The following is a 26,283-nucleotide window of genomic DNA, read 5'->3' as shown; positions in this document are numbered from 1 at the left end:
ACTCCATTCACTCGACGCTGGCAAGCGTGACCGCCCCGGCAGCCCGATACCACTGCGCGATTACCGCGCGCTCTTCCGGCTCCATCCAGCTCACATTGGCCGGCGGCATCGCCCGGCTCACGCCCGCCTGCAGATAAATCTCTTGCGCGCGCTCTGCGACCTGCGCCTCGGTCTCCAAAATCACGCCCTTGGGCGCGTGATAAACCCCGTCATATCCGGTCTCGGCGGCGTGGCACATCGAACAGCGCCCCAACACAATGTCATAGACATCTTCGAAGCCTTCAGCCTGTGCAAACCGCTGGGCGCTCGCGCTCATCGCTGCCTCTTCCTCACCCTCTTCGCCGGTGCCCAAAGACGACAGCCAAACAATGCCCAGGAACAACGCCGCCGTCACCGCCCAGGTCCACCATTTCATGCCTTTGCGCCCATGCATCGAGTTGAAGAAATGCCGGATCGTCACCCCCATCAGAAACACCAGCGCCGCAATCACCCAGTTATATTGGGTCGCAAAGGCCAGCGGGTAATGGTTCGAAAGCATCAGAAATATCACCGGCAATGTCAGGTAATTGTTATGGGTCGAGCGCAGCTTGGCGATCTTGCCGTACTTCGCATCCGGCACCCGACCCGCCTTCAAGTCAGCAACCACGATCCGCTGATTGGGCATGATGATAAAGAACACGTTCGCCGTCATGATCGTCGCGGTGAACGCGCCAAGATGCAGCATCATCGCCCGCCCGGTGAAGATCTGGTTGTAACCCCAGCCCATCACCACCAGCAGCACGAACAGCAACAGCATCAGAACCGTCGGCTTGTCCCCCAGCGGGCTCTTGCACAGGACATCGTAAACCAGCCAGCCGATGGTCAGCGATGCCGCCGAGATCAGCACCCCCTGCCACAGCACAAGCTCCGCCTTGTGCTGATCAATCAAATAAAGCTCGCCACCAACCCAATAGACAACCGCCAACAGCGCAGCCCCCGACAGCCAGGTCGAATAGCTCTCCCATTTGAACCATGTCAGGTGCTCGGGCATGGCTTCGGGTGCGACCAGGTATTTGCGCACGTGGTAGAACCCACCGCCATGCACCTGCCATTCCTCGCCATCGGCGCCGCGCAAATCCCCCTCGCGCCGCAACCCCAAGTCCAGCGCGATGAAATAAAACGACGACCCGATCCAGGCAATGGCCGTGATCACATGCACCCAGCGGATGGCGAACCCCACCCAATCCCACAGGATTGCCGCCTCAAACATGTCCCAAACTCCTTTTTCAACCGCACCAGCGTACGGAAAGTCGATTTTTCCTTGAACCACCGGAAAAAGCCCAGCACTTTCAAATAAACCAGAATAATGACAGGCCTGCATGTCCTATCTCGAGAATATCCGAACCTTCGTACGTGTCTATGAGTTGGGCTCGATGTCTGCTGCCGCGCGCGACTTGCGGATATCCCCCGCCGTCGCCTCGTCGCGGATCTCCCAGCTCGAGGATCATCTCAATGCGCGGCTCTTTCAACGCACCACGCGGCAACTCAACGCGACCGAACAGGGCCGCATCTTCTATGCTGGCGCCAGCCACATCCTCGATGCCGTGGCCGAGGCCGAGGCCGCCGTGGGCCAGGTTACTCGCGATCCCCGCGGCACGATCTATGCCGCCGCGCCTTTGGGCCTTGGCCGCCGCCTGATCGCCCCCGCCGTGCCCGATTTCAAATCCGACTACCCGCTGATCAATGTCCGCCTGCGCCTTTCCGACCGCAAGCTCGACATCACTGCCGAGGGGCTGGATGTGGTCTTTTTCCTCGGCACCCCAGAGGACAGCTCGCTACGCATCCGCAAGATCGCCGATTGCGCGCGCTTGCTCTGCGCCGCGCCCGCCTACCTCTCACGTGCAGGCACACCTCAGACGCCACAGGACCTCATTGCCGATCACGACTGCCTTAACCTGCGCTACCCCGGCGCCCCCGAGTTCCAATGGCCGCTGCAAACGCCCGAGGGCGTCAAACGCTTCGCCGTCAGCGGCCCGTTTGAGTCCGACGACGGCGACGTGCTGACCAACTGGGCGCTCTCGGGTCAGGGCATCATCCTCAAGCCCATTTTCGAAGTGGCCGATCACCTGGCCTCGGGCGCCCTTGTCCCGATTCTGACCGATACGCCCCCCATCCCGGTCCAGCTTGCCGCGCTCTACACCCATCGGCGCAAGCAGGACGCCAAGGTCCGCCTGTTTCTTGACTTTATGGCGAAGCGTATCGTCACGGCTCTCAACACGCCCCCATCCGGGGACACCGGATAGGGTTTCGACGGGTTATTTCGTGCAAAACACGTTTCCCGATGCCGCCTTCCCCGAGTGTGTCGGGGATTATTCTGCCAAAACCTTTGCCGGCGGCCATGTTTGCGACGCGGTGCTGGGTAACCGGGTGTTGCGTCATCGCGCAGATGGGCCTGAAGACTGTTTCTAGGACCACGCCCGACGCCAAACCGCCACTCGCCTTGATTCTGCAACTCGCAGCATACCGACCAGCCTGAACCCAGTACCTACCGCCATATCCGCGAGCATCGCATCACCGAATGGCCAGTGGGGTTCCTGACGCCTCCCAAACGATCCGCCCACCGCCACGGTCGAAGACACGCCCATTGTTGAGAAACTAACTGCCGCGATAGGTCGAATAGCCGAACGGCGATAACAACAGCGGCACGTGGTAGTGGCTGGCCTCGCTCATCCCGAACCGGATCGGCACCTCATCGAGGAACAGCGGCTCATCCCCCGCCTGCCCTGTCGCCCGCAGATAGTCCCCGGCCCGGAACACCAGCTCATACTGCCCCACGGCAAATTCGCCGTCCGGCAGGATTTGCTCGTCGGTGCGCCCATCGTCGTTGGTCACCAGCGCCCGCAGCAGCACCCGCTCGCCGGCATCCAACCGATAAAGCGCAATCTCCAACCCCTCCGCCGGGCAGCCCCTTGCGGTGTCCAGAACATGCGTTGTCAGAAACCCTGCCATCTCAAACCCTCCATCTTGGCGGCGATCATGCCCGCATTACGCGCCACACCCAAGCCCCGCCGCACAAAATCACTTTCAACAAATCCAAGAAGGCCAAAAGCCCCTCTTTCTTGGCCCAAATACTCATTCCCCGGCCACCTTGTGCGATCCACCCTAGGTTCAGCCACAAGCCGCCTCGGAGGAGCGGGGAGGGCGCGCGTGAGCGACGCCGAGGCGGCAGCTCTCATGCCATCAACCGCGCCACGTCCAGCATCCGGTTGGAAAACCCCCATTCATTATCATACCAGCCGAACACGCGCAGTAGCCCGCCCACCGACACGGATGTCTCCCGCCCACTCATCACGATCGACTCGGGCCGCATGCGCAGATCAGTCGAGACCAGCGGCATGGTGATCCAGCCAAAGACGCCACTCTCCGCTGCCGCCTGCTGAAGCACAGTATTAACCGCCGCCACGCTCACCGGTGCCCGCGTCTGCACCGTCAGGTCGATGGCCGAAACACTGGCCGTCGGCACCCGCACCGCCCGCGCTTCGATCCGCCCCGCCATGCCCGGAAGCACTTCGCCAATCAGATGCGCCGCGCTGGTGGTTGTCGGAACCATCGACAGCGCCGCCGCCCGGCTGCGCACAAGGTTGTCGCGCGGTTTGTCAATCGTCGGCTGGCTCCCGGTATAGCAATGCACCGTGGTCATGTGGCCACTCTCCACCCCCCAATGGGCATCCAAAAGCCCCGCCAACGGCGCCAGAGCATTGGTGGTGCAACTCGCATTCGACACCACCCGATGATCCCCCAGGTCGCCTTCGTTCGCGCCCAGCACCACGGTCAGATCGGCCACCTCCGACGGCCCGGAAATCAGTACCTTCCTCGCACCCGCTTCCAGCCCCCGTTCCACATCCGCCCGGTTCCCCGCCGCACCTGTGCATTCCAACAGCACATCGACGCCAGCCAATTCGACCTCGCGAATATCGTCCGCGCGGAAAAACGGAATCCGCACCCCGTCCACGATCAGCACCGCATCCTCATGGGACACTTTCCCCGGATAGGGCCCGAACACGCTGTCATAGGCAAAAAGATAGGCACAGCTCTCGAGCGCCGCGATATCGTTGATCGCCACCAGTTCAAATCCCTCGCTCCCACGCGTGCCCATCAGCATGCGCAGAATCGAGCGGCCAATCCGGCCAAACCCGTTGATGGCAATCCGTATCGGTTGATCCGCCATGATCACACCCTCTTAGGTCACACAACCTGACCTTTAGACAGGCGCATTCCTCCCGACCAGTGCCAATTCGCCCCGCCCCCATCAGTCCAGCGTAGGGTGTGTGGTTCCGGCCATCAGGCCGGGTTCACCTACCTTCCCCAAGAACCCGTGCCACCACATCCGGCAAATCGCTCATCAGATCACAGATCGCTGCCGCCCCGGACCATTCCTCAGGCCGCCCATAGCCCCAACGCACGGCAACAGCCGTCATTCCCACGGACCGCGCCGCATCCATGTCGTGATGCCGGTCGCCCACCATGACTGATTGTCCTGCCTCGGCCCCGGTCACCTCCAACGCATGGGCCAGCAACTCGCTCTTGTCATTGCGCGTCCCATCCAGTTCGGGTCCGAACTCGTGCGTCATAAACCGCGAAAGCCCGAAATGCTCGGTGATCCGCGTCGCATAGGCATGCGGCTTGGCTGTCGCCAAATACAACAAGTGCCCCGCGTCCCGTAGCGCAGCCAACGCCGCTTCGACCCCGGCATAGAGTTCATTCTCAAAAAGCCCCACATCCGTATAGCGCGCCCGGTAGTGCCGCAGCGCCACCTGCACGTCCTCAACCCCCAGCCGGGCAAAGCTGTCCACCAGCGCCGGACCGATCACCCAATCCAACTCGCCCGGATCAGGCGCCTCGATCCCCAGCACTTCCAACGCATGCAGAAAGGACCGGATGATCCCCGGCCGGGAATCGGTCAGCGTTCCGTCAAGATCCAGAAAGACATGTGCCATCCGGTATCAACCGTCGAAAAACGGCGTCATCTGCGCCACGATCACCGCGTTTTCCTTGAGCGCCCGATCCATCAGCGCCCGCTCATCGTCGGAGATGTCATGCCCCTCGTCCAGCCGCTCGTCCAGCGTGCCATATCCGGTCACATCCAGTGGCGCCGTGTCCGCCTGTTTCAGAATCGCCACCGTCTCGCGCACCGCCTCGGCCTCGTCCACGCCGCTGGCATAGACCATCAGCGCCGCGCCGGTTGCCCCCGTGGGCAGCCCGTCACCCTCCTTGCGCCCGATCTGTACCAACAACGTATAGACCTGCTGTTTCGAGACCTTCCCCGATTTTGCCATCGCGATGCCCTTCCATCTGAAACCTGGTTCCCCATGCCGCAACATGCCGCAAAGGTCCAGACTAGGCATCCCGCACCCGCCTGTGTAAACCTCTCTGCACGGCAGATGGGGATACATGCCATGAAAACACGCACTGCACTTGTCTTGCAGGGGGTTGTCACCCTGTTTTTGGCACTGGTCCTACCAGCCGCCAGCACGGCACAAAGCCTGACCTTCGCAACCGTCGACCGGCCACCCTTTTCAACCCAAACACCAAAGGGGTTCCGAGGTTTCTCCGTTGAACTGATGCAGGACATTGCCGCCGAGATGGGCCGCGAGATTCAGTTCCAGCGGGTCACGCAATTTTCCGACATGTTCGATGCCATCGCACAGGGCAAGGTCGACGGCGCCATCGCCAATATCTCGATCACCGCGGCGCGCGAAACCGCAATGGATTTCTCGCACCCGATCTTCGAAAGCGGCGTCCAAATCATGGTGCCGCTGGACGGCGGCAACGGCAGCAGCCTGCTGCGCGCGCTGTTCGCCCGTGACCTGATCTTGGCGCTTCTGGCCGCCGGCGCGCTGCTGTTCGGTGGCGGCATGCTGATGTGGCTGTTCGAGCGCAACCGCCAACCCTATTTTGATCGCCCCGCTGGTGACGCGCTGTTCCCGTCCTTCTGGTGGGCGCTGAACCTCGTGGTCAATGGCGGCTTCGAGGAACGGGCGCCCCAGTCCCGTCCGGGCCGCGTGTTCGCGGTTCTGCTGGTGATATCATCCCTCTTCATCGTGTCGATCTTCGTCGCCCGGATCACCGCAGCCATGACGATCGAGGCGATCTCGGGGAACATCGACAACCTTTCCGACCTCGACGGCCGCAAGGTGGCCTCGACCACCGGCTCCACCGCGTCGGCCTTTCTCGACAGCCGCGGCATCGGGCATCAGCAATTTGGCAATCTGCAGGACATGCTGCGCACCTTCGAAGAGGGCAAGCTGGATGCCGTGGTCTTCGACGGCCCGATCCTGGCCTGGTATGTGCGCAACGACGGTGCCGCCTTCGGACGGCTGGTGCCGCGCAATTTCAAACCCGAGAATTATGGCATCGCTCTACCCTCGGACAGCCCGCTGACCGAGGAAATCAACCGTGCACTGCTGAACCTGCGGGAAACAGGCCGCTACGACGCGCTGCGCATCCGTTACTTCGGCGCTTCGAACTGATTCAGCGGCGCGGGATTACGGACAGCGCACCAGCATATCGGTAAACCCATCCTCGATGATCGCGATGCCGTCCTGTGTCGTCATCAACATCATCCGCCGGGAATAGGTCTCGCCTTCCCCGCTGCATTCGGCATCATAAAGCGTTGCCGCCATGCCGCGTATGCTGATCGGGTTGGTCAGGGCGCAATTGCTTTCAACCCCGACAAGCCTGCCATCGCGTACCGCCAGCGCACCGCCATCCATCCCAACCGTGCGACAATCCCAGCTTTCGGCGCCGGGATAATCTGGGCGATAGATCCCGTCATAAGGCCCCGCCGCGGCAGCTGTCCCTGCCAGCAGGCACAGTGTAAAAACCACACCCCGCCGCATCAATCGCGCAGCAGCTCGTTGATCGAGGTTTTCGAGCGGGTTTGTGCATCCACCCGCTTCACGATCACGGCGCAGTAAAGGTTCACACCGTTCTTGCTCGGCATCGACCCTGCGACGACGACCGAACCGCTGGGTACTTCGCCATACATGACCTCACCGGTATCGCGATCGACGATCTTGGTCGATTGGCCGATGAACACGCCCATGCCCAGAACAGAGCCCTCACGCACGATACAGCCTTCCACGACTTCCGAACGTGCGCCGATGAAACAGTTGTCCTCGATGATTGTCGGCCCGGCCTGCATCGGCTCCAGCACGCCGCCTATGCCCACGCCGCCGCTGAGGTGCACGTTCTTGCCGATCTGGGCACAGCTGCCCACCGTGGCCCAGGTGTCCACCATGGTGCCCTCGTCGACATAAGCACCCAAGTTGACGAAAGACGGCATCAATACCACGCCCGGCGCGATGAAAGCGCTCTTGCGGACGACACAGTTCGGCACCGCGCGGAACCCCGCCGCCTGCCACTGGTTATCACCCCAGCCCTTGAACTTGCTATCGACCTTGTCCCACCAGCCACCGGCCTGCGGCCCGCCGTCCTGCCGTTCCATGTCCTTCAGACGGAAGCCAAGCAGCACGGCTTTCTTGGCCCACTGGTTCACATGCCAGTTGCCGTCCTCCTGACGCTCGGCCACCCGCAGGCTGCCGCTATCGAGCGCGTTCAGAGTGTCTTCGATCGCCTCACGGGTTTCCCCTGTGGTGGCGGACGTAATGGCATCGCGGTTGTCCCACGCGGCCTCGATGGCGGTTTCAAGTGCTGCATTCGACATTTCGGGCGTCTCCCATTAATCCCTCGGTTCGCGCCGCTATAGCGGCAAGCCCCGCCGTGATCAATGCGGCCCGCTGTCATTTGCCCCGCCCTACACCTCACCCCGGCCAAACGGATCGCCGCCCCGGCGCTCTTTCTTTGCCCAAATACTCAAACCCGCGCTCACAAACACCACCCGGCTTTCAATTCGAACACCCCCATTGCCGCCCGAAGGCGCCGGGGTAGGGTGGGTGGGAGGCGCCTGAGGGCGGCAATCACCCCAAGGGATCGGGCGCTACATTGGCCCCGCAGACCAACACCGCCACCCGCTCACCCGGTGCCGGCACGTAAGCCCTGCTCATCAACGCCGCCAGCGCCGTCGCACCCGCTGGCTCCACCAATTGCCGCCGCTCGCGCCACAAGGCATCGCGCGCCGCGATGATCGCCTCATCCGTCACGGTCACTGATCGGTGCAGATGTTTCTCGGCCAGCCCATGACAAATACTCCCAATCCGCCGCGCCCCCAGCGCATTGGCGGCCACACCCGACACCTCCACATCCACCGGCGCCCCCACTTCAAGTGCCGCATTGAGCGCACAAGAGGTCTCGGGTTCCACCGCCACGATCTTGCGCACCCCCTGCAACCACGCCAGCGCCCCGGCAATGAGCCCACCGCCGCCCACGGCGATCAGCACCGTATCCGCCTGCAACCCCTGTTCTTCCCACTCGGCCATGCAGGTCCCCTGCCCCGCCACGGTCGGCACCGCGTCATAGGCATGGATCTGCATCGCCCCGGTGTCTTGTTCATGCGCCTCGGCCCCCGCCAGCGCATTGGCGTACTCGCCAGCCACGACGCTCAACTCGGCCCCGGTAGAGCGGATGAGACCAATCTTCGTCGGCCCCGCCATTTCCGGAACAAAAATATGCGCCGGGATCCCCAAGGCATGGGCCGCATAAGCCACCGCTGCGCCGTGATTGCCGCCTGACGCCGCGACCACGCCGCCCTCGGGCACATCGCTGCTGAGCAGTGTGTTGAACGCCCCCCGCGCTTTGAAACTACCGGTATGCTGCATCTGCTCCAGCTTCATCTCGACCGGATAGTCTAGGCCAAACCCCGTGACCTCCAGAACCGGGGTTTTCACCACATGCCCCCGGACCCGTGCCCTTGCCGCCTCAATCTCGCTCAACCAATCCATGCCTCACGCTCCCGTCACTGGCGTCCGAAGGTCAAACCCTATAGGCGTGGGAAAAACGTGCAAGCAGGGAAACCACATGAAAGATGATCGTCTCAGCCCGTTCCGCGATGCCCATACCGACCGCGAAGCGGCAGAAGCCATCCCCGACACGCCGCAAACCCGCGCACCGGCCTACCGCCTCGCCTTCGCCGACGAGGAATTCCTCTGCCGGGACGAGTTGCGCCCGGTACGTCTGCAACTGGAACTTCTGAAACCTCAGATGATCCTCGATGAGCGCGGCATCGAAAGCACCGTCGTGCTGTTTGGCGGCGCCCGCATCCCGGAACCTGCCAACAAAAAGAGCGCCCGCACCAAGACGCTGGCTGAACTGTCGGAATACTACGACGTTGCACGCGAGTTTTCGCGGCTGATGACCGCCAAGTCGATGGAAACCTATGGCAAGGAATACGTCATCTGCACAGGTGGCGGCCCGGGCGTGATGGAGGCCGGCAACCGCGGCGCCATGGACGCGGGCGGCGCCTCGATCGGGCTCAATATCGTGCTGCCGCACGAACAGGCGCCAAACGAATATGTCACCCCCGATCTGTGCTTCAACTTCCACTATTTCGCCATTCGCAAGATGCATTTCCTGATGCGCGCCCGCGCCGTCTGTGTCTTCCCCGGCGGCTTTGGCACGCTGGACGAAACCTTCGAATCCCTGACCCTGATTCAGACCGGCCGGATGAAACGGGTGCCGTTCCTGCTGTTTGGTCGCGCCTTCTGGGAAAAAATCATCAACTGGGACGCCCTGGCCGAGGCCGGTACGATCTCGGACGAGGATCTCAACCTCTTCCGCTTTGTCGACACCGCCGAAGAAGCGGTCGAGATCATCGAGAATTTCGACCCTGAGCCGTGCCGCGACGACCTCCCGGGAAGGTGATTTACTGGAAAACCACCGCCTGTGGTATCCTTCTTCCATAGCGAACAGGGAGGATCACATGCCGAAGTTCATGTTCATCTACCACGGCGGCGGGCGCCCCGAGACCGAAGAAGAGGGCAAACGCGTGATGGCGGCCTGGATGTCCTGGCTCGAAGGAATCGGTGGCGACTTGGTCGATGGTGGCAACCCGGCAGGCATGTCGAAAACCGTCACGGCCTCGGGTGTCGAAGACAATGGCGGCGCCAACCCGGTGTCAGGCTACACGTTGGTCAACGCCGCCGACATTGACGCGGCCTGCGCCATCGCCCAAGGCTGCCCTATCCTCGAAAACGGGGCCGGGACGGTGGAAGTCGCCGAAGCAATGGAGATGTGAGACCGGCCGCATCTTGGCGACAGTTGCAAGGATTTGCGCCGCCTGGCAGCGTCGCCAAGGGGCCTCGCTACGCTCGGCCCCGCATGGTATCTGGTAGTGCCGCGCTCGCGCGCGGCGGTTCTGCATCGTCACGTTCGAATTGAAACCGAACGCCACGCTTCACCGTCGAATTGGAGTATTTTCGCAAGAAAGAGACATGATTCCCTGTGCTCTTTCTTGACCCAAATACTCATTTCCCCCTCTCCATCTGAATATCGGTCAGCAGTTGGATCACTGCGCCCCAAAGCCGCGCGGGGAGGGCACTTTCGGTGCTTGCCGAGCAAACACCTGTCGTCAGTGGGGTGGGAGCGCGGCTCTGGGGCGCATGTCGCTTTGAATTTCAAACGCCCGCAAATGCAGCCCCGGGCCGGACATATGCCGCATCGATCCCCCGGCAATTGGTGATCGGCGCATTGAGAAACTTCTGCGCCGCCGGATGGTCTGCATCCAGAACGCCCAATTCGACCAGCATCGATGCAATCGCACACTCCGCGCCGCGGGTCTGACCATCGACGATCTTGAGCGCCACGCCCAATCCCAGCTCGGGCAGGATCGCAGCAAAATATCCTTCCGCCCCTGTTTTCAGCGCTACCTTACTGTCCATCGCCCGCATCAGCTCGGTACAAGAGCGACCTTCACCGGCCACCAGCTCCGGATGCGCGACCATTGCCTGTCGCAGCCGCACCGCAGCCCGGTCGCGCACAGACCCGTCACCGGCGTTCGCATAGAAGGCCATCGCCCGCGCCATCCCCTTCAGCGAAGTGGCGAAATTCGGGGCCGAGCAGCCGTCGATGGCAAAACCGGGGCTGTCTTCGCCAGAGACATCCTCGAAAGCCTCTTTCACAGCCAGCTGTACCGGGTGATCGGCCTCGATATACTCCGGTCCTGCACCCAGATGCCGGGTCAGGGTCAGGAACCCCGCATGCTTGCCTGAGCAATTGTTATGCACCTGGTCCGGGCCATGGCCGCAGATCACGCATTTCTCCTGCTCCTTGTCGCGCGGCACATGGCCGCCACACCGCAGATCGTCGTCGCCAAGCCCCAGGTTGTCGAGCCATGTCCGCACCCTATCCACATGGATCGACGCACCGTTATGCGAGGCACAGGCCAGCGCCAGATGTTCGGAGGTCAGCCCCGCCGCATCCGCCGCGCCGCTTTCCACCAGCGGCAGCGCCTGGATCATCTTGCAACTGGAGCGTGGCAACACCACCAGATCGGGATCGCCCCAGGCCTGCACCACCTCACCCTGGGCGTTACAGACCACCGCATGCCCCATATGCACGCATTCCAGGAAATCCCCGCGCCAGACCTGCGCCATTTCTACCGGTGCCGTCATGTTCACTCTTCCTTCAAACTTACGCGAAATTTCGCCAATTCCTCTTCCGTCCATGGCAGATTTCAGTCTAATGTAGCAATGTCGAGTGAAAATATCGGCCCGTGAACCAAAGAAGGCGGAATCGCCACGGTGCAGCGGCCGCAAGTTTGAGGCAAAAAGACAGCTGGAGGCTGTGAATATGGTATCACGTATTGCGCTAACCTGTGCCGGGGCATTCCTCGCTCTGGCCCCGACCCTGTCGGCAACATCCGTATCCGCGCAAGAAACCAGCACCAATCAGGTTGCAGCGAAAACCGATTGGTCCGTGTTCGAAGACAAGAACCCCCGCGAATGCTGGGCCGTGTCCTCGCCCAAGGAAACCGTCAACACCAAGGAAGGCCGTGTCGTGGCCGTGCGCCGCTCGGACATCCTGTTGATGGCCTTCTTCCGTCCCGGGGCGGGCGTATCGGGCCAGATCACCTTTACCGGTGGCTACCCCTTCGCGTCGGGGTCCACCGTCAACCTATCGGTTGATGGCAATTCCTATGAGCTCTACGCCGAAGGCGAATGGGCCTGGCCGGCCTCGCCCGCTGATGATGCCAAGATCCTGACGGCAATGAAACGCGGCTCCAAGGCCATCCTGACCGCACGCTCGTCGCGCGGCACCAAGACCAAGGATACATTCTCGCTCTCCGGCTTTACCGCTGCTGTCGAAGATGCCGAGAAGCGCTGCAAGTAAACCTGCAGACCAATTAACGCCGCCCCGCTCTCGGGGCGGCGTGATTGTTATCATCTCTCACACGACCTTCCCGAGCCCGACATGCGGGCGCTGATTGTTCAGGTGCCGTTCGAGGCCGATATCCTGGTCTGTTCCGAGGGGCTCAGTTTCTGGGGCGGGGTCGACCCCGAGACCGGTCGGATCATCGATGCCCATCACCCCCAGCATGGCCAGTCTCTCGCCGGCAAGGCGGTGATGATGCCCACCAGCCGGGGCTCGTGCTCGGGCAGCGGCGTCCTGTTGGAACTGGCAATGAACCGGCTGGCGCCGGCGGCTCTGATCTTTCGCGAGGACGAGGACATCCTGACCCTCGGCGCCGTCCTCGCTACCGAGATGTTCGATCACGCGGTGGCCGTTCTGCGCCTGCCACCCGCCGATTACGACCGCCTCGCCCGGCAACCCCGCGCCACGCTGTGCGGCACGCGGCTGATGGCCGGCACCGTGTCGATGAGCCTGCCGCTGCTGTCGGATGCCGAACTGGACCTTACGACCGAGGAACGCGCCATGCTGGAGGGGGCGCAGGGACCGGCCGTGCAACTGGCGATGCAGACCTTGTGCAAAATGGCCGTTGTTCAGCGCGCCACGCGACTGATCCCGGTGTCGCGGGGCCATATCGACGGCTGCATCTATGCCGCCCCAGCCTACCTGAGCTTTGCCCGCAAGATGGCCGACATGGGCGCGCGGGTGGCCATCCCGACGACCACGAATGCGATTTCTGTCGATTTCGACAATTGGCAGGCCCAAGGCGTGCCTTCCTTCTTCGGTCACCCCGCCAGCCAACTGGCCCAGACCTATGTCGACATGGGCGTTCAGGACAATTTCACCTGCGCGCCTTATCAGGCCGATAACCGTCCGGCCGAAGGCGAAGACATCGGCTGGTCCGAATCGAACGCGGTGATCTACGCCAATTCTGTTCTCGGCGCACGTAGTGCCAAACACCCCGATTTCCTTGACCTCTTCATCGCCCTCACTGGCCGCGCCCCGCAATCGGGCGTCTATCTCGAGGAAAACCGCGTGGCCCAGGTGGTGATCTCAGTCGACCTGCCCGAACACTACGACGACGCGCTTTGGCCGATGCTCGGCTGGCTCGCCGGGCAGGCCGCGCCGGATCGTATCCCGCTGCTCACCGGGCTGGAAAATACAACTCCCAGCGCCGACGACCTGCGCGCCCTCTGTGCTGCTTTCGGCACTACCTCGGCCGCACCGATGCTGCACGTGGCCGGGATCACCCCCGAGGCCAACCTGCCGCCAGACCCGGACGCGGCGCATATCCTACTCACCCGTGATGACCTCGTCCGATCCTGGCAGGCCTTCAATCAAGGCCCTGCCACGATCGACCTCGTCGCCCTCGGCAGTCCGCATTTCTCACTCGAGGAAACCCGCGCTTTTGCCCATTTGATGCAATCGCGAACCCGTCACCCCAAGACCGGGATCATCATCACGCTTGGCCGCGACACCAAATCCACCGCCAAGGCCGAGGGCCTCATCTCCCAGCTGGAATCCGCGGGTGTCACCATCGTTTCCGATCTCTGCTGGTGCTCGATTTCCGAACCGGTTCTGCCCCGGGCAGCCAAAACCCTGATGACCAATTCCGGCAAATACGCCCACTATGCCCCCGGCCTTTCCGGCCGGGCCGTTCGCTTCGGCAGCCTCGCCGACTGCGCCCGTGCCGCTGAAACCGGTCATGCCGAAGACACGCTGCCGGGCTGGCTGTCAGCCTAACCCGCCACCGCATCCACAAATCCCGTCACCACCGGATGCCGCCGCCCCTTCAGTGCCGCACGTTCGGGCTGAAACGCCGTGCCCAGGTAGAACCGTTTCCCCGCAAGCGCCATCGCCCGAACCGCCCCGTCCGGGTCCCGCGCCGCCACCTTGAAATCGCTACCCTCGAAAACTCCCTCATGCTCTGGGTTCAGGCCGAAACTGCAGCGATAGGTTTCCTGCAGCGCGTCCTCGCCACAGAGCCGCGCAATCAACCCTCCCGGCTCGGGCAGCACCGGGTCGTCTTCGTCAATCAGGGCGCAGACCAGGGACGACACCATCGGCATTTCACATTCCGGGTCGATCTCGGTGATTCCGGCCTTTTGATGCCCGAGAACGTTACGGGCGTATTCCACAACAGCATGCTGGTACCCCCCGCAGGTGCCGAGAAACGGCATGTCATGCACGCGCAGGTACCGGATCGCCTCTAGCGCGTTGTCGAAACTGGCGTAGGGGCTCGCCGGCACCACCCAGCCCGCGTCATACGCCCCCAGAACCGATGGGTCCTCTAACCCCTTGGTCCCCAGCCACTCCCCTGTGACCTCGACACCGCGGGCCTGCGACTCCATCTGCAACGCCACCGGGATCGCCCGATGCGCTGCCACCTCCGCTGAGTAATCGCCAATCAATGCAATTCGCATCGCGCATCCTTTCCAGCGTCACTGCCCAGCTTGCCCCGACCCGGCCGCATGACACAACGAAAAACGGCCCCCCGTTTACCGGAGGGCCGCTTCTGAATTCAGATCGAACCGGGCGTATGCTTACTGGATCTTCCAGGCGTCCAGGTCAAACATCTGCAGCATCGGGGCATAGCTGTCGGCTTCTACGAACCATGCCAGGCGCGGCGTGTACCAGTCCAGTTCCAGCATGTCCGTTACCGGCTCATAAAAGGTCGGGTTGATCAGCGACTCACCCCATTTGACATACTTGTCAGGGTTCAGGTGATTGGCAGCCGATTTCCAGACTTCTTCGTTAAGCGGTGCCAAGGCCCACTTGACCATGCCTTCCGGGTTCGTGATCGCCAGGCTGGCTTCCATCCAGGTGGCCGGCTTGAAAGCGCTTTCCATCCAGGTGTCCCACATCACCGGCTCCATAGCGCATTTCGCCATCACATGCACGGTGTGCGGATCGTTGACCGCGTCCATCAGCTTGAAAAGCTTTTCCGGATCGTTCAGCGTCTCGGCCATCACCACCACATTGGTAAAGGCATCGACCTGTTCACGGATAGCTTCGAAATCGGCGGCTTCGACGCCGTTGCAGTTCCCGTAGTATTCAGCGGCCTTTTCGAATTTCTCGGCACCTTCGTTATCGGTGTCCTGGGCCCATGCGCCGGTTACGGCAATTGCCATGGCACCCGCCGTGGCAATGGATTTGATCAGGGTTTTCATCGCGTCTTCCTCCAACAAAACATTATATTCGATTATTCATATATTTTTCTATCGACATATGTGTGCGATTGTCGCAGGCGTTGACGCTGGGTAAGGCCCTGAATCCAAACCGGGATTGCCAACCGCACTGCGACAGGTGCCCCGCACGCACTGCCCATAGCTCAGAAATACTCGGGGTTTTGGAGGAAAGGCGATTCCCTTGAAGCTGCAGACAGGCTTCAGGCCAGCTAAATTACATCAGCCACCCCAAAACCCCAGGCGCTGCGGCTATTGGTTGCTGCGGCTATTGGTTCACGCAGGCGCAATGCTGAATCTGGCCTTTCGCCGTAGTCGGCAACCTCAGATGCCGGAACCAGCCGGTGCGATAGACAATCTCGTCATAACCGTCACCTTCTTCCCCCTCGGCAACCTCTTCGGTCACCGGCGTCGTGACCTTTTCGACCGGCACGACATAGGGCGCACCACCGTTCAGCCACTTCGCATTCATCTCCATCATGCCATCGCGGAACGTCCAGGTGCCCTCATAAGGCCGCTTGGCATAGACATAACGGAACGTGCCATCCTTGTGGAAACTGAACAGGCCCTCCATGGCCACAACGGGCTTGCCCGCCTCGTCGCGGTCCATCATCCGGGTCCAGTGCACGACATAACTTGGTTCGGCCTGGCATAGCTCGTGCCGTTCAACCGTTGCGCTGGTCTCCAGATTCCAGGTTTCCTCGTAAAGCGCAGCCATCACGTCGCCTGCGCGACGTATCACCTCGCTGCGTTCCTGATCATATTGATGGACGAACTTCGCCTCTTCTTCCTCGTCGCCGTCATCTTCTTCGTAGTCCGCACCAACGAAGGGGTCACAAATATCGACTTTTAGCCCGGGTATGTCTTCGGCCCATCCCGGGGTCGCAACACCCACCATCCCCACAGTCATCATCAAACAGGGCAAAACAAACAATGGATTTCGCATTTCAATATCCTCTTCGCGTCGGCAAAACTCAACCGACGCCGAACGGTACCACACTATCGGCCCTCCTGACATGCGCGACGTCAAAATCACGGTGGATTGCAACACCCGTGGATTTTGCTATTTCCCGCGAACCGATTATATAAAGGTCCCTTCAAAGGACGCTGCACATGCCCACCGATACACCGATCAACCCCGATGTCACTGCCCTGCCCCGCCAACCCAGGCGTGAGGACGGCAAGATCAACCTCATCGGCCTCACCCGCGAGGGGCTGCGCGACCACCTGATCGCTGCTGGCACCCCCGAGAAACAGGCGCGCATGCGAGTAAACCAGATCTGGCAGTGGATCTATCAGAAAGGCATTTCCGATTTCGGCGAGATGACCAACCTCGCCAAACCCTACCGCGCGCTTCTGGACGAGAACTTTGTTATCGAACGCCCCGAAGTGATCACCAAGCAGGTCTCGGCCGACGGAACCCGCAAATACCTGGTGCGTATCGCAGGCGGGCACGAGGTTGAAATCGTCTATATCCCCGAAACCGACCGCGGCACGCTCTGCGTCTCGTCTCAGGTCGGCTGCACCCTGACCTGCTCCTTCTGCCATACAGGCACCCAGAAACTGGTCCGTAACCTGACCGCCGGCGAAATCGTCGGTCAGATCATGGTCGCCCGTGATGATCTGGATGAATGGACCCAGCCCGGCGAAGGTTCCGATGCCCGCCCCCGGCTTGTGTCAAATATCGTCCTCATGGGCATGGGCGAGCCGCTTTACAATTTCGAAAACGTCCGCGACGCGATGAAGATCGCCATGGACCCCGAGGGCATCTCGCTCTCACGCCGTCGCATCACCCTGTCGACCTCGGGCGTTGTCCCTGAAATTGCCCGCACGGCCGACGAAATCGGCTGCCAACTCGCCATCTCGTTCCACGCCACCACGGACGAGGTCCGCGACAAGCTGGTGCCGATCAACAAACGCTGGAACATCGCAGAACTGCTCGAGGCCTTGCGCACCTATCCCAAGGCCAGCAATTCGGAACGCATCACGTTTGAATACGTCATGCTCAAGGACGTGAATGACAGCGACGAAGATGCCCGCCGCCTGATCAAACTGATCAAGGGCATCCCGGCCAAGATCAACCTGATCCCGTTCAACGAATGGCCCGGCTCTCCTTACGAGCGGTCCGACTGGGAGCGGATCGAAAGCTTCGCCAACATCATCTACAAGGCGGGCTACGCCTCGCCCATTCGCACCCCGCGCGGCGAAGACATCATGGCAGCCTGTGGCCAGTTGAAATCGGCCACCGAACGGGCTCGGAAATCGCGGGCACAGATCGCTGCGGAAACGGGGTTGTAAGAGCAAGCCGCGAGATCACCAAACCGCGGGATGGTGACCCAATGCTTGTTTGGGCCGCTTAATCCCGGTTAAATCCGTACTAGCTGACAGCGTCACGCTGCCCTCTCAAAATCACCAGCCGTGCGGGCGGTCTGGTGATCTCGCGGCGGCCTGCGGCCTTGATTCCGCTCGGGTTCTACTTGGCAAATGTCAGCCCATCCCGGGACGCGGCGACAGGTGCACTCCGGCAATCGTACAGCGCACCGACCCGCCAGCCATTTCAATCGTCGGAATGTCTAGCGGCACCAACCGCGCCGTCTCTTCAATCGCTTCCTTCTGGGCCTCGCTCAGCGATGAAAACGCCGTCTCCGACAACGCCAATATCCGCCCCTTGCCCCCCTGCAACTCTATCGCATTCCCGGCAAACCCGGCAATCTGATCCTCGCTCAGATCAACCACCACGCGCCCCGACAGTTCCAACCGCTGCATCACCTCGGCCCGTCGCGCCGGGTCGGTGATCATCGAAGCACCGATCAACGCAAACCCGGTCCCGATGCACATCAGCACATTGGTATGATAGACCGGCACCCCGTCAGCATCCGCTGCAGCAAACGCCATCGGCTCGTAATTGAAATGCGTACAAAACCGCTCCAGCGCAATCGGACTGGTCCGGTGGCTTTCCACCGCATAGGCCACCCGGTCGATATGATCGAGCACCATCGCCCCGGTGCCTTCAAGGTAAAGCCCGTCCGCCTCCAGCCCCGAGTAATCAATGATATCCTGCACCCGGTAGTCCCGCTTGAGCATCTCGATCACATCCGCCCGCCGCTCCAACCGCCGGTTCTCGGGCTTCATCGGGTAGATCGCCACATGGCCCCCGGCATGGGTCGAAAACCAGTTGTTCGGAAACACGCTGTCCGGCGTCTCGCGACCCTCATCCTCGAACAGATGCACCCGCACGCCCTGCGCGCGCAACACCTCTGCCGCCCTTGTGATCTCGTCATACGCCGCCTTGGCATCCGCCGGGTGATCCGCCTGATAAGCATTATCCGCCGCCGTCTGGGCATTCACCCGGAAATGATGCGGCCGCACCATCACAACCGAGGCCGGCGCCTGAACCGACATCGCCTGATGCATCATCTCACCGCCTCCCCTGCGCGCTCAACCATGCCAAACAGGTCGCGCGGATCATCCGGGTCCGCCAGCATGTCCAGCTTCTGATAAATCCCCGTGCCCTCAAGCTGATCACGCACGTAGCGCAGGGCCGAGAAATCCTCGATGGCAAACCCGACCCCGTCAAACAGGGTGATCTGCCGCCGGTCCCGCCGCCCCTGGCGCGCACCGCTCAAAACCTGCCACAGCTCGGTGACTTCGAAATCCTCACCCACCTGCTGGATTTCTCCCTCGACCCGCGTCTGAGGCGTGTATTCCACGAACACGTCCGAGCGATACAGAATGTCCTTGTGCAACTCGGTCTTGCCCGGGCAATCCCCGCCAATCGCATTGATATGCACCCCTGCCCCGACCATGTTGTCGGTCAGGATCGTGGCATATTGCTTGTCGGCGGTGCAGGTGGTGATCACCTGCGCGCCTTCAATTGCCTCTTCCGGCGACCCACAGGATACAACATTCATCCGCCCTTCAAGGTTCCCCGCCGCGCGAGCTGTGGCGCTCGGGTCGATGTCATACATCCGTACCGTCTCGATCCCGCAAATCGCCTTCAGTGCCAGCGCCTGGAACTCGGATTGCGCCCCGTTGCCGATCATCGCCATGGTCTTCGCCGCCTTGGGCGCAAGCACCTTGGTCGCAAAAGCCGACATCGCCGCCGTGCGCAGCGCCGTCAGCACCGTCATTTCCGAGAGCAGAACCGGGTAACCGGTATAGACATCCGCCAACAGACCGAACGCCGTCACCGTCTGCAACCCTTCGCGCGTGTTCTTCGGATGCCCGTTCACATATTTGAACCCGTAGGTCTCGCCATCGGATGTCGGCATCAGCTCGATCACCCCCTCCTGCGAATGGCTCGCCACACGCGGGGTCTTGTCGAACGCCTGCCAACGGCGGAAGTCCTCTTCGAGATTGGTGCAGATCCCCGCCATCATCTCTTCCACCCCTATGTGGTGGACAAGGCGCATCATGTTCTCGACCGACACAAACGGCACATAAGCAAGCTCTGAGGGGGCGATTGACATGGCTCGGGTCTCCTGTTCCAGCACCCCGCGATCCTGCCCCTGCAAGAATTGCCGAAAAATTCCCAACTTGCCTGCATTTCCACCAGTATCTATACAATATGCCTACTGGAGCCACGCAAATTGACAGACTCGAAACATATCTTTGACGATCTCGACCGCCGTCTCATCGCCCAGCTTCGCGCCGACGGCCGTGCGCCCGTGTCAAAACTGGCCACCGTGCTGGGCGTCTCGCGCACCACCGTGCAATCGCGGCTCGACCGGCTTCTGAACTCGGGCGCGCTGCTGGGTTTCACAGTCCGCGTGCGCGAAGACCACGCAGACAACACCATCCGCGCCGTGATGATGATCGAAGTGGTCGGCAAATCCACCAGCCAGGTGATCCGCCGCCTGCGCGGGTTGTCAGAACTGCACCGGCTGCACACCACCAACGGCAAATGGGATCTGGTGGCAGAACTCCAGACCGACAGCTTAGAGGGTTTCGACCGTGTCCTGCGCGAGGTCCGCTCAATCGACGGCATCTCCAACAGCGAAACCAGCCTGCTGCTGACAACCGTCTGATCCCCTCAAATCGGGCGATCCCGCCACAATCCACCCCGAAAAGACCGCATTGTTGCTGAAATCCTGCCTTTGCCCCGCATCATCGTCAAACCGTCAACAGTTTGTTGCGAAAGGTAGGACAATGAAACACGAGCAACTTGACCCAGAAATGACCGCAGAGATTTGCGAAATCGTATTGCGCGAACGCAGCATGTCGCTTAGCGAACGCGAATGGAAATTCCGCCTGCGCGGCTATGGCTACGCCATCAAGGACACCGACCACGGTCAGGTGATCACCTCGCTTCTCAAGAAGACCGAGCTCTGCACCCTGCCCGAAATCACGTCCGACGACGACGACCGGCGCGCCGCCTGAGACAAACCGTAGGCCGGGCCTCATGCCCGGCATCGGCACCTCACGTGCGCCGCAGCCCCAGTATCTCGCGCGCCTGCGCCACGCTGGCCACGGGTCGCTCATACTTGTCACACAGCGCCACCGCGCGCTCGACCAGCGCCGCGTTGCTGGGTGCCAGGTGGTCACGATCCAGCCGAATATTATCCTCCAGCCCGGTGCGCGTATGGCCACCGGCGGCGATACACCATTCATTCACCTCAATCTGGTGCCGGCCCACGCCTGCGGCGCACCACTCAGCGTCCGGTGCCAGCCGCTGCATCGTCTTGACGTAGTAGTCGAACACGTCCTTGTCGGCAGGCATGGCGTTCTTCACCCCCATGACAAACTGCACGTAAAGTTTGCCCGGCAGGATCCCGGCCTCATGCATCCGCACCGCCTGGTGAATGTGCGAAAGATCAAACGCCTCGATCTCCGGCGTGATCTCGTATTTCGTCATCTCGCCCGCCAGCCACGCCACCAGGTCCGGCGGGTTCTCGTAAACCCGCGTCGGGAAATTATTCGACCCCACCGTCAGGCTCGCCATGTCGGGCCTGAGCGGCAGCATCCCGCCGCGCTCGCCCCCGGCGCCAGACCGGCCTCCAGTCGAAAACTGCACGATCATCCCCGCACAATGCGCCTCGATCCCCTCTTTCAGCTGCGCAAACCGTTCAGGGTCGCTCGTCGTCGTCCCGTCATCCAGCCGCACGTGACAATGGGCAATGCTCGCGCCCGCCTCGAATGCCGCCTGGGTGCTCTCCACCTGCTCCGCCACGGTAATCGGCACCGCCGGATTGTCCGCCTTGGTCGGCACCGATCCGGTAATCGCCACGCAGATAATACAAGGCTTGCCCATTGCACCTTCCCCCTCTTCCTCTTGCCACAAATATCCCGGGGGTGCGGGGGCTGGCCCCCGCTCCGACCCTCTCAACTCGGCACACCTCAGGATAAGAACACCGGTGCTTGACCACCGCAACCCGTAGGGTGGGTTTTCAACCCACCGTCACCCGGCGAAGTCACTCTTGGGATAGCCCTGCAAGTAGAGCAGCGCAGTCAGATCGCCGAAATTCACCCGCAGGTCACACTGCGCGGCCACGCTTGGCTTGGCATGCAGCGCCACACCCGATCCGGCCCGCCCCAGCATGCCCAGATCGTTGGCCCCGTCGCCCACGGCCATCACATCGGCTTCTTCGATGCCTAGCCGCGCGGAAATCTCTTCCAATGCCTGCACTTTGGCCTCGCGACCAAGGATCGGGCGGCCAACCTCACCGGTCAGAACGCCACCTTCAACACTCAGCGTGTTGGCCCGGTTCTCATCAAACCCCAGCACTGCCGCCACCTTCGCGGTAAACGCCGTGAACCCGCCCGACACCAGCGCCGCATAAGCCCCGTTGCTGCGCATCGTGGCCAGCAATTCACGCCCGCCCGGCGTCAGCTCGATGCGCTCCTCCAGAACCTTGCCGATCACACCTTCGGGCAAGTCTTTCAACAGCCCGACCCGCTCGATCAACGCCCCTTCGAAATCCAGCTCGCCATTCATCGCCCGCGCCGTGATCTCCTTCACATGCGCCCCGACACCCGCCTCTTCGGCCAACTCGTCGATGCATTCCTGCCGGATCATCGTCGAATCCATATCCGCCAGCAGCATCTTCTTCCTGCGCCCCGCTTCGGGCTGCACCGCCATGTCCACGCCCATCCCCTGCAGGTCGCCCCAGACCTCCCAGAAATTGCCCGGCACGGCCTCGACGGCAAACTCCGCCGCCTCGTTCATGGCCAGCCAGCGGGCTTCACTCCCACCCCAGGCATTGCGCAGCGAATCGACCAGCGCCTGTGCCAGTTTCGGGTCAGCAGGAGAGGTTAACAAAGTGACGATATGCATTTACGAAGTTTCCGATCGTAGCCATTTGACGCCGCAAACCGGCGTTTTGCGTCCCCATACCGACATTTCTGCACTTGCGAAAGACCTCTCTCCCCCGTAATTCCGGCGGTGGGACACCTCTCCCCAACGAGAGGCGCTTATCTGGAAGGGTAGCACAAATGGCTATGCAAGAACCGGCGACGCGGCCGGCTAACCCGCGTTTTTCCTCTGGCCCCTGCGCCAAAATCCCCACATTCGAATTGTCCAAACTCTCAGACGCCGCCCTGGGCCGGTCGCACCGTGCCGCTGTTGGCAAGGCCAAGCTCAAGGCCGCCATCGAAGGCACGCGTGAGGTTCTGGGCATCCCCGCCGATTACAAGATCGGCATCGTGCCCGCCTCGGACACCGGCGCCGTCGAAATGGCACTGTGGTCGCTGCTCGGTGCCCGTGGCGTCGAAATGCTGGCCTGGGAGTCTTTCGGTTCCGGCTGGGTCACCGATGTTGTGAAACAACTCAAGCTCGACGCCATCGCCAAAACGGCCGACTACGGCGAACTGCCCGATCTGGCCTCGGTCGATTTTGCCAATGACGTTGTCTTCACCTGGAACGGCACCACCTCGGGCGTGCGCGTCCCCAACGGTGACTGGATTGCCGAGGACCGCGAAGGCCTGACCATCTGCGACGCCACCTCGGCGGCTTTCGCCCAGGACCTGCCCTGGGACAAGCTCGACGTCACAACCTTCTCCTGGCAGAAGGTGCTGGGTGGCGAAGCAGCCCACGGCATGCTGATCCTCAGCCCCCGCGCGGTGGAACGGCTCGAATCCTACACCCCGCCCTGGCCGCTGCCGAAAATCTTCCGCCTGACCAAGGCGGGCAAGCTGATCGAAGGCATCTTCACCGGTGCCACCATCAACACGCCCTCGATGCTCGCGGTTGAGGACTATCTCGTCGCCCTCGACTGGGCCCGCTCGGTTGGCGGCCTCAAGGGCATGATGGCCCGCGCCAATGCCAATACCAAGGCGGTGGCGGATTTTGTCGAATTACATGACTGGATCGATTTCCTCGCTCATGACCCGGCAACCCTGTCCAACACCTCGGTGTGCCTGAAGTTCACCGATGATCGCATCACCGACGGCGCAGCTTTCGCAAAATCCGTTGCCAAACGTCTCGAAGACGCTGGCGTGGCTTACGACATCGGCGCCTATCGCGATGCCCCCGCAGGTCTGCGCATCTGGTGCGGCGGCACGGTCGAAACCTCCGACGTTGCAGCGCTGATGCCCTGGGTCGAAGCCGCCTTCAACGCCGAAATCAACGCCTGAGGTGCGTGCAAGCACACACCCTACAAATCCAGCGTAAGGTGCGTGATTTCACGCACCTTACGCCGCCCCTACATTCATCAAAGGACCAAACCCATGGCCCCCAAAGTACTCGTCTCCGACAAACTCAGCGAAACCGCCGTTCAGATCTTCCGCGATCGCGGCATCGACGTCGATTTCCAGCCCGACCTTGGCAAGGACAAGGACAAGCTGGCCGAGGTCATCGGCCAATATGACGGTCTCGCCATCCGCTCGGCCACCAAGGTGACCGAAAAGATCCTCGCCAATGCCGACAATCTCAAGGTCATCGCCCGCGCCGGTATCGGTACCGACAATATCGACAAGGACGCCGCGTCGAAAAAAGGCGTGATCGTGATGAACACGCCGTTCGGCAACATGATCACCACCGCCGAACATGCGATCGCCATGATGTTCGCCGTGGCCCGCCAAATCCCCGAAGCCAGCGCGTCCACCCACGCCGGCAAATGGGAAAAGTCCAAATTCATGGGCACCGAGCTGACCAACAAAACCCTCGGCGTCATCGGCGCCGGTAACATCGGCGGCATCGTTTGCGACCGGGCCCGCGGGTTGAAGATGAAGGTCATCGCCTACGATCCCTTCCTCAGCGAAGAAAAGGCCGACTCGATGGGCGTCGAAAAGGTCGAACTTGACGACCTGCTGGCGCGTGCCGACTTCATTACCCTGCACGTCCCCTTCACCGAGGCCACGAAGAATATCCTGTCCCGTGAAAACCTCGAGAAAACCAAGAAAGGCGTGCGCATCATCAACTGCGCCCGTGGCGGTCTTGTCGACGAAGAGGCGCTGTCCGAACTGCTGAAATCCGGCCACGTCGCCGGCGCCGCTTTCGACGTCTTCGCCGTCGAACCCGCGACCGAAAACGCGCTCTTCAACCTGCCCAATGTGGTCTGCACCCCGCACCTGGGCGCCGCCACCACCGAGGCCCAGGAAAACGTTGCCCTGCAAGTGGCCGAACAGATGTCCGACTACCTCTTGACCGGCGCCGTCACCAACGCGCTCAACATGCCTTCGGTCACCGCCGAAGAGGCCAAGGTCATGGGCCCGTGGATCAAGCTTGCCGATCACCTCGGTGCCTTCATCGGCCAGCTGACGGACGAGCCGATCAAGGCGATCAACATCCTTTACGATGGTGTGGCCAGCAACATGAACCTCGAGGCGCTGAACTGCGCCGCCGTGTCGGGCATCATGAAATCGGTCAACCCGGACGTGAACATGGTCTCGGCCCCGGTGATCGCCAAGGATCGCGGCATCCAGATCAGCACCACCAGCCAGGACAAATCCGGCGCGTTTGACGGCTATATCAAGCTCACGGTTGTCACCGACAAGCGGGAACGCTCCATCGGCGGCACCGTGTTCAGCGATGGCAAACCGCGCTTCATCCAGATCAAGGGCATCAACATCGACGCCGAAATCGGCGCCCACATGGTCTATACCACCAACGAGGACATCCCCGGCATCATCGGCACCCTGGGCGCCACCATGGGCGAAAACGGCGTCAACATCGCCAACTTTACCCTGGGCCGTAACGCACCCGGCGGCGACGCCATCGCGCTCTTGTACGTCGACAAACTGGTTGATCCGGCGGTTTTGGAGAAACTCAACGCCACCGGCATGTTCCAGCAGGTCAAAATGCTGGAATTCGACGTCGCCTGAGCCGAACCGCACTGAACAAGGAAACGGCGCCGCTCCTTTCGGGGTGGCGCCTTTTTCATGTCAGTCACATCGGCTGGAGAAGAACTTCGCCGTCACTCCGCGTGCGCAACGCGCGCCCCAGCTCAGCGGCACGGCCTTGACATCCGAGACAGTCACGTTGATCACCGCATCCGCGCCAAGCTAGGCAGCCTCTTTCCGCAGCGCAGTAAGTACCGCCTCTTTCGTTGGGTTGGGATGAAATGCCGTCAGCTTGTTAACGGTGATGTCCAACGCCTTCACTTCTGTAAACGGCTTGTCCGGCGCACCGGCAAAAACCGCGACACCCGCCGGTGCGACCGGAACCTCTGAGGCTTCTGCAGGTTTGACCTTGCCGGTCGTGTACTGTCCTTCCGGGCTGACATCACGGCCCGCCAACAGCACGGCCTCGATCACTCGCCGCAAGATTTCGCGCGCAGCCACACCTTTCAGTTGAAAACATACTTCCGTTGCTCGCATTTGGATAGAAACGGCCACTAGAGGGCACAACCAACAAACAATGATGGTTCGCGCCAGCCCG

28 protein-coding genes are annotated in these 26,283 nt (G+C 61.7%); 11 read left to right on the top strand and 17 right to left on the bottom strand.

What is annotated here, in order from left to right:
- Window positions 1-7: 7 nt before the first annotated feature.
- Window positions 8-1,249 carry a urate hydroxylase PuuD gene (locus RXV86_RS19035; RefSeq protein WP_316302011.1) on the bottom strand — a complete coding sequence of 414 codons (1,242 nt, stop codon included), beginning with the start codon at window positions 1,247-1,249 and terminating at the stop codon, window positions 8-10.
- A 109-nt stretch (window positions 1,250-1,358) separates the two neighbouring features.
- Here RXV86_RS19035 and RXV86_RS19030 point away from each other — a divergent pair, with 109 nt between their 5' ends.
- Window positions 1,359-2,282: a LysR family transcriptional regulator gene (locus RXV86_RS19030; RefSeq protein ID WP_316302009.1), complete on the top strand. Its 924-nt coding sequence runs from the start codon at window positions 1,359-1,361 to the stop codon at window positions 2,280-2,282.
- A gap of 352 nt (window positions 2,283-2,634) precedes the next feature.
- Here RXV86_RS19030 and uraH read toward each other — a convergent pair whose 3' ends face one another.
- The 4 genes from uraH to RXV86_RS19010 form a co-directional block, all read right to left on the bottom strand.
- Window positions 2,635-2,988, bottom strand: a complete 354-nt coding sequence (uraH, locus tag RXV86_RS19025; protein WP_316302008.1) for a hydroxyisourate hydrolase — start codon at window positions 2,986-2,988, stop codon at window positions 2,635-2,637.
- A gap of 223 nt (window positions 2,989-3,211) precedes the next feature.
- Complete coding sequence (locus RXV86_RS19020) at window positions 3,212-4,207, bottom strand: glyceraldehyde 3-phosphate dehydrogenase NAD-binding domain-containing protein (RefSeq protein ID WP_316302007.1); 996 nt, start codon at window positions 4,205-4,207, stop codon at window positions 3,212-3,214.
- 124 nt (window positions 4,208-4,331) lie between these two features.
- Entirely contained in the window at window positions 4,332-4,976 is a 645-nt protein-coding gene (locus RXV86_RS19015; RefSeq protein ID WP_316302005.1) for an HAD hydrolase-like protein, read from the bottom strand.
- A 6-nt stretch (window positions 4,977-4,982) separates the two neighbouring features.
- Window positions 4,983-5,315: a hypothetical protein gene (locus RXV86_RS19010; protein WP_316302003.1), complete on the bottom strand. Its 333-nt coding sequence runs from the start codon at window positions 5,313-5,315 to the stop codon at window positions 4,983-4,985.
- 120 nt (window positions 5,316-5,435) lie between these two features.
- On the opposite strand from RXV86_RS19010, the gene RXV86_RS19005 reads away from it, so the two are divergent.
- Entirely contained in the window at window positions 5,436-6,509 is a 1,074-nt protein-coding gene (locus RXV86_RS19005) for a transporter substrate-binding domain-containing protein (RefSeq protein WP_316302001.1), read from the top strand.
- A 15-nt stretch (window positions 6,510-6,524) separates the two neighbouring features.
- Here RXV86_RS19005 and RXV86_RS19000 read toward each other — a convergent pair whose 3' ends face one another.
- The 3 genes from RXV86_RS19000 to RXV86_RS18990 form a co-directional block, all read right to left on the bottom strand.
- On the bottom strand, window positions 6,525-6,866 hold the full coding sequence (locus RXV86_RS19000) for a hypothetical protein (protein ID WP_316302000.1): 342 nt from the start codon (window positions 6,864-6,866) through the stop codon (window positions 6,525-6,527).
- Window positions 6,867-6,877: 11 nt separating this feature from the next.
- Window positions 6,878-7,705: a 2,3,4,5-tetrahydropyridine-2,6-dicarboxylate N-succinyltransferase gene (gene dapD / locus RXV86_RS18995; RefSeq protein WP_316301998.1), complete on the bottom strand. Its 828-nt coding sequence runs from the start codon at window positions 7,703-7,705 to the stop codon at window positions 6,878-6,880.
- A gap of 253 nt (window positions 7,706-7,958) precedes the next feature.
- Window positions 7,959-8,879: a threonine/serine dehydratase gene (locus tag RXV86_RS18990; RefSeq protein ID WP_316301997.1), complete on the bottom strand. Its 921-nt coding sequence runs from the start codon at window positions 8,877-8,879 to the stop codon at window positions 7,959-7,961.
- A 76-nt stretch (window positions 8,880-8,955) separates the two neighbouring features.
- On the opposite strand from RXV86_RS18990, the gene RXV86_RS18985 reads away from it, so the two are divergent.
- Window positions 8,956-9,798, top strand: coding sequence for a TIGR00730 family Rossman fold protein (locus RXV86_RS18985; protein WP_316301996.1), 843 nt, complete (start codon window positions 8,956-8,958; stop codon window positions 9,796-9,798).
- Between the two features lie 58 nt (window positions 9,799-9,856).
- Complete coding sequence (locus RXV86_RS18980; protein ID WP_316301994.1) at window positions 9,857-10,171, top strand: hypothetical protein; 315 nt, start codon at window positions 9,857-9,859, stop codon at window positions 10,169-10,171.
- 379 nt (window positions 10,172-10,550) lie between these two features.
- On the opposite strand, the gene RXV86_RS18975 is transcribed toward RXV86_RS18980, so the two are convergent.
- Entirely contained in the window at window positions 10,551-11,546 is a 996-nt protein-coding gene (locus tag RXV86_RS18975) for an asparaginase (protein ID WP_316301992.1), read from the bottom strand.
- Window positions 11,547-11,724: 178 nt separating this feature from the next.
- On the opposite strand from RXV86_RS18975, the gene RXV86_RS18970 reads away from it, so the two are divergent.
- Together RXV86_RS18970 and RXV86_RS18965 are read left to right on the top strand one after the other, a co-directional pair.
- A complete protein-coding gene (locus tag RXV86_RS18970; RefSeq protein WP_316301989.1) occupies window positions 11,725-12,264 on the top strand; it encodes an invasion associated locus B family protein in 540 nt (179 codons plus the stop codon).
- A gap of 81 nt (window positions 12,265-12,345) precedes the next feature.
- Window positions 12,346-14,025 carry an aconitase X gene (locus RXV86_RS18965; protein WP_316301988.1) on the top strand — a complete coding sequence of 560 codons (1,680 nt, stop codon included), beginning with the start codon at window positions 12,346-12,348 and terminating at the stop codon, window positions 14,023-14,025.
- Here RXV86_RS18965 and RXV86_RS18960 read toward each other — a convergent pair.
- The 3 genes from RXV86_RS18960 to RXV86_RS18950 all read right to left on the bottom strand — a co-directional run bounded on the left by RXV86_RS18960 (window position 14,022) and on the right by RXV86_RS18950 (window position 16,377).
- Window positions 14,022-14,705, bottom strand: coding sequence for a hypothetical protein (locus RXV86_RS18960; protein WP_316301987.1), 684 nt, complete (start codon window positions 14,703-14,705; stop codon window positions 14,022-14,024). The genes RXV86_RS18965 and RXV86_RS18960 overlap by 4 nt on opposite strands.
- A 120-nt stretch (window positions 14,706-14,825) precedes the next feature.
- Window positions 14,826-15,452, bottom strand: a complete 627-nt coding sequence (locus RXV86_RS18955; RefSeq protein ID WP_316301985.1) for a hypothetical protein — start codon at window positions 15,450-15,452, stop codon at window positions 14,826-14,828.
- Between the two features lie 283 nt (window positions 15,453-15,735).
- Window positions 15,736-16,377 (bottom strand): hypothetical protein, encoded by a 642-nt coding sequence (locus RXV86_RS18950; protein WP_316301983.1) that lies wholly within the window; start codon window positions 16,375-16,377, stop codon window positions 15,736-15,738.
- A 203-nt stretch (window positions 16,378-16,580) separates the two neighbouring features.
- Here RXV86_RS18950 and rlmN point away from each other — a divergent pair, with 203 nt between their 5' ends.
- The gene (gene rlmN, locus RXV86_RS18945) at window positions 16,581-17,765 is read left to right on the top strand and encodes a 23S rRNA (adenine(2503)-C(2))-methyltransferase RlmN (protein ID WP_316301981.1); all 1,185 of its coding nucleotides are present in this window, start codon (window positions 16,581-16,583) and stop codon (window positions 17,763-17,765) included.
- 189 nt (window positions 17,766-17,954) lie between these two features.
- Here the strand turns inward: rlmN and ctlX are convergent, their stop codons facing one another.
- Together ctlX and RXV86_RS18935 are read right to left on the bottom strand one after the other, a co-directional pair.
- Window positions 17,955-18,881, bottom strand: a complete 927-nt coding sequence (ctlX, locus tag RXV86_RS18940) for a citrulline utilization hydrolase CtlX (RefSeq protein WP_316302301.1) — start codon at window positions 18,879-18,881, stop codon at window positions 17,955-17,957.
- A complete protein-coding gene (locus tag RXV86_RS18935; RefSeq protein WP_316301979.1) occupies window positions 18,881-19,936 on the bottom strand; it encodes an ornithine cyclodeaminase in 1,056 nt (351 codons plus the stop codon). The genes ctlX and RXV86_RS18935 overlap by 1 nt, the downstream gene beginning before the upstream one ends.
- Window positions 19,937-20,056: 120 nt before the next feature.
- Here RXV86_RS18935 and RXV86_RS18930 point away from each other — a divergent pair, with 120 nt between their 5' ends.
- On the top strand, window positions 20,057-20,494 hold the full coding sequence (locus tag RXV86_RS18930) for an Lrp/AsnC family transcriptional regulator (RefSeq protein ID WP_316301976.1): 438 nt from the start codon (window positions 20,057-20,059) through the stop codon (window positions 20,492-20,494).
- Between the two features lie 121 nt (window positions 20,495-20,615).
- Window positions 20,616-20,846 (top strand): hypothetical protein, encoded by a 231-nt coding sequence (locus RXV86_RS18925; protein ID WP_316301975.1) that lies wholly within the window; start codon window positions 20,616-20,618, stop codon window positions 20,844-20,846.
- A gap of 40 nt (window positions 20,847-20,886) precedes the next feature.
- Here RXV86_RS18925 and RXV86_RS18920 read toward each other — a convergent pair whose 3' ends face one another.
- Together RXV86_RS18920 and serB are read right to left on the bottom strand one after the other, a co-directional pair.
- Window positions 20,887-21,717 carry a 3-keto-5-aminohexanoate cleavage protein gene (locus tag RXV86_RS18920; protein ID WP_316301974.1) on the bottom strand — a complete coding sequence of 277 codons (831 nt, stop codon included), beginning with the start codon at window positions 21,715-21,717 and terminating at the stop codon, window positions 20,887-20,889.
- A gap of 147 nt (window positions 21,718-21,864) precedes the next feature.
- The gene (serB, locus tag RXV86_RS18915; protein ID WP_316301973.1) at window positions 21,865-22,740 is read right to left on the bottom strand and encodes a phosphoserine phosphatase SerB; all 876 of its coding nucleotides are present in this window, start codon (window positions 22,738-22,740) and stop codon (window positions 21,865-21,867) included.
- 158 nt (window positions 22,741-22,898) lie between these two features.
- Here serB and RXV86_RS18910 point away from each other — a divergent pair, with 158 nt between their 5' ends.
- On the top strand, window positions 22,899-24,038 hold the full coding sequence (locus RXV86_RS18910; protein WP_316301971.1) for a phosphoserine transaminase: 1,140 nt from the start codon (window positions 22,899-22,901) through the stop codon (window positions 24,036-24,038).
- Window positions 24,039-24,131: 93 nt separating this feature from the next.
- Complete coding sequence (gene serA / locus RXV86_RS18905; protein WP_316301969.1) at window positions 24,132-25,727, top strand: phosphoglycerate dehydrogenase; 1,596 nt, start codon at window positions 24,132-24,134, stop codon at window positions 25,725-25,727.
- A gap of 180 nt (window positions 25,728-25,907) precedes the next feature.
- On the opposite strand, the gene RXV86_RS18900 is transcribed toward serA, so the two are convergent.
- Window positions 25,908-26,186 carry a hypothetical protein gene (locus RXV86_RS18900; protein WP_316301967.1) on the bottom strand — a complete coding sequence of 93 codons (279 nt, stop codon included), beginning with the start codon at window positions 26,184-26,186 and terminating at the stop codon, window positions 25,908-25,910.
- Window positions 26,187-26,283: the final 97 nt, after the last annotated feature.

This window comes from Aliisedimentitalea sp. MJ-SS2 (assembly GCF_032586155.1).
Taxonomy (GTDB): domain Bacteria; phylum Pseudomonadota; class Alphaproteobacteria; order Rhodobacterales; family Rhodobacteraceae; genus JAWHTC01.
Note: the sequence above shows the minus strand (reverse complement) of the source record. Positions and strands in the feature narration are given on the sequence as shown.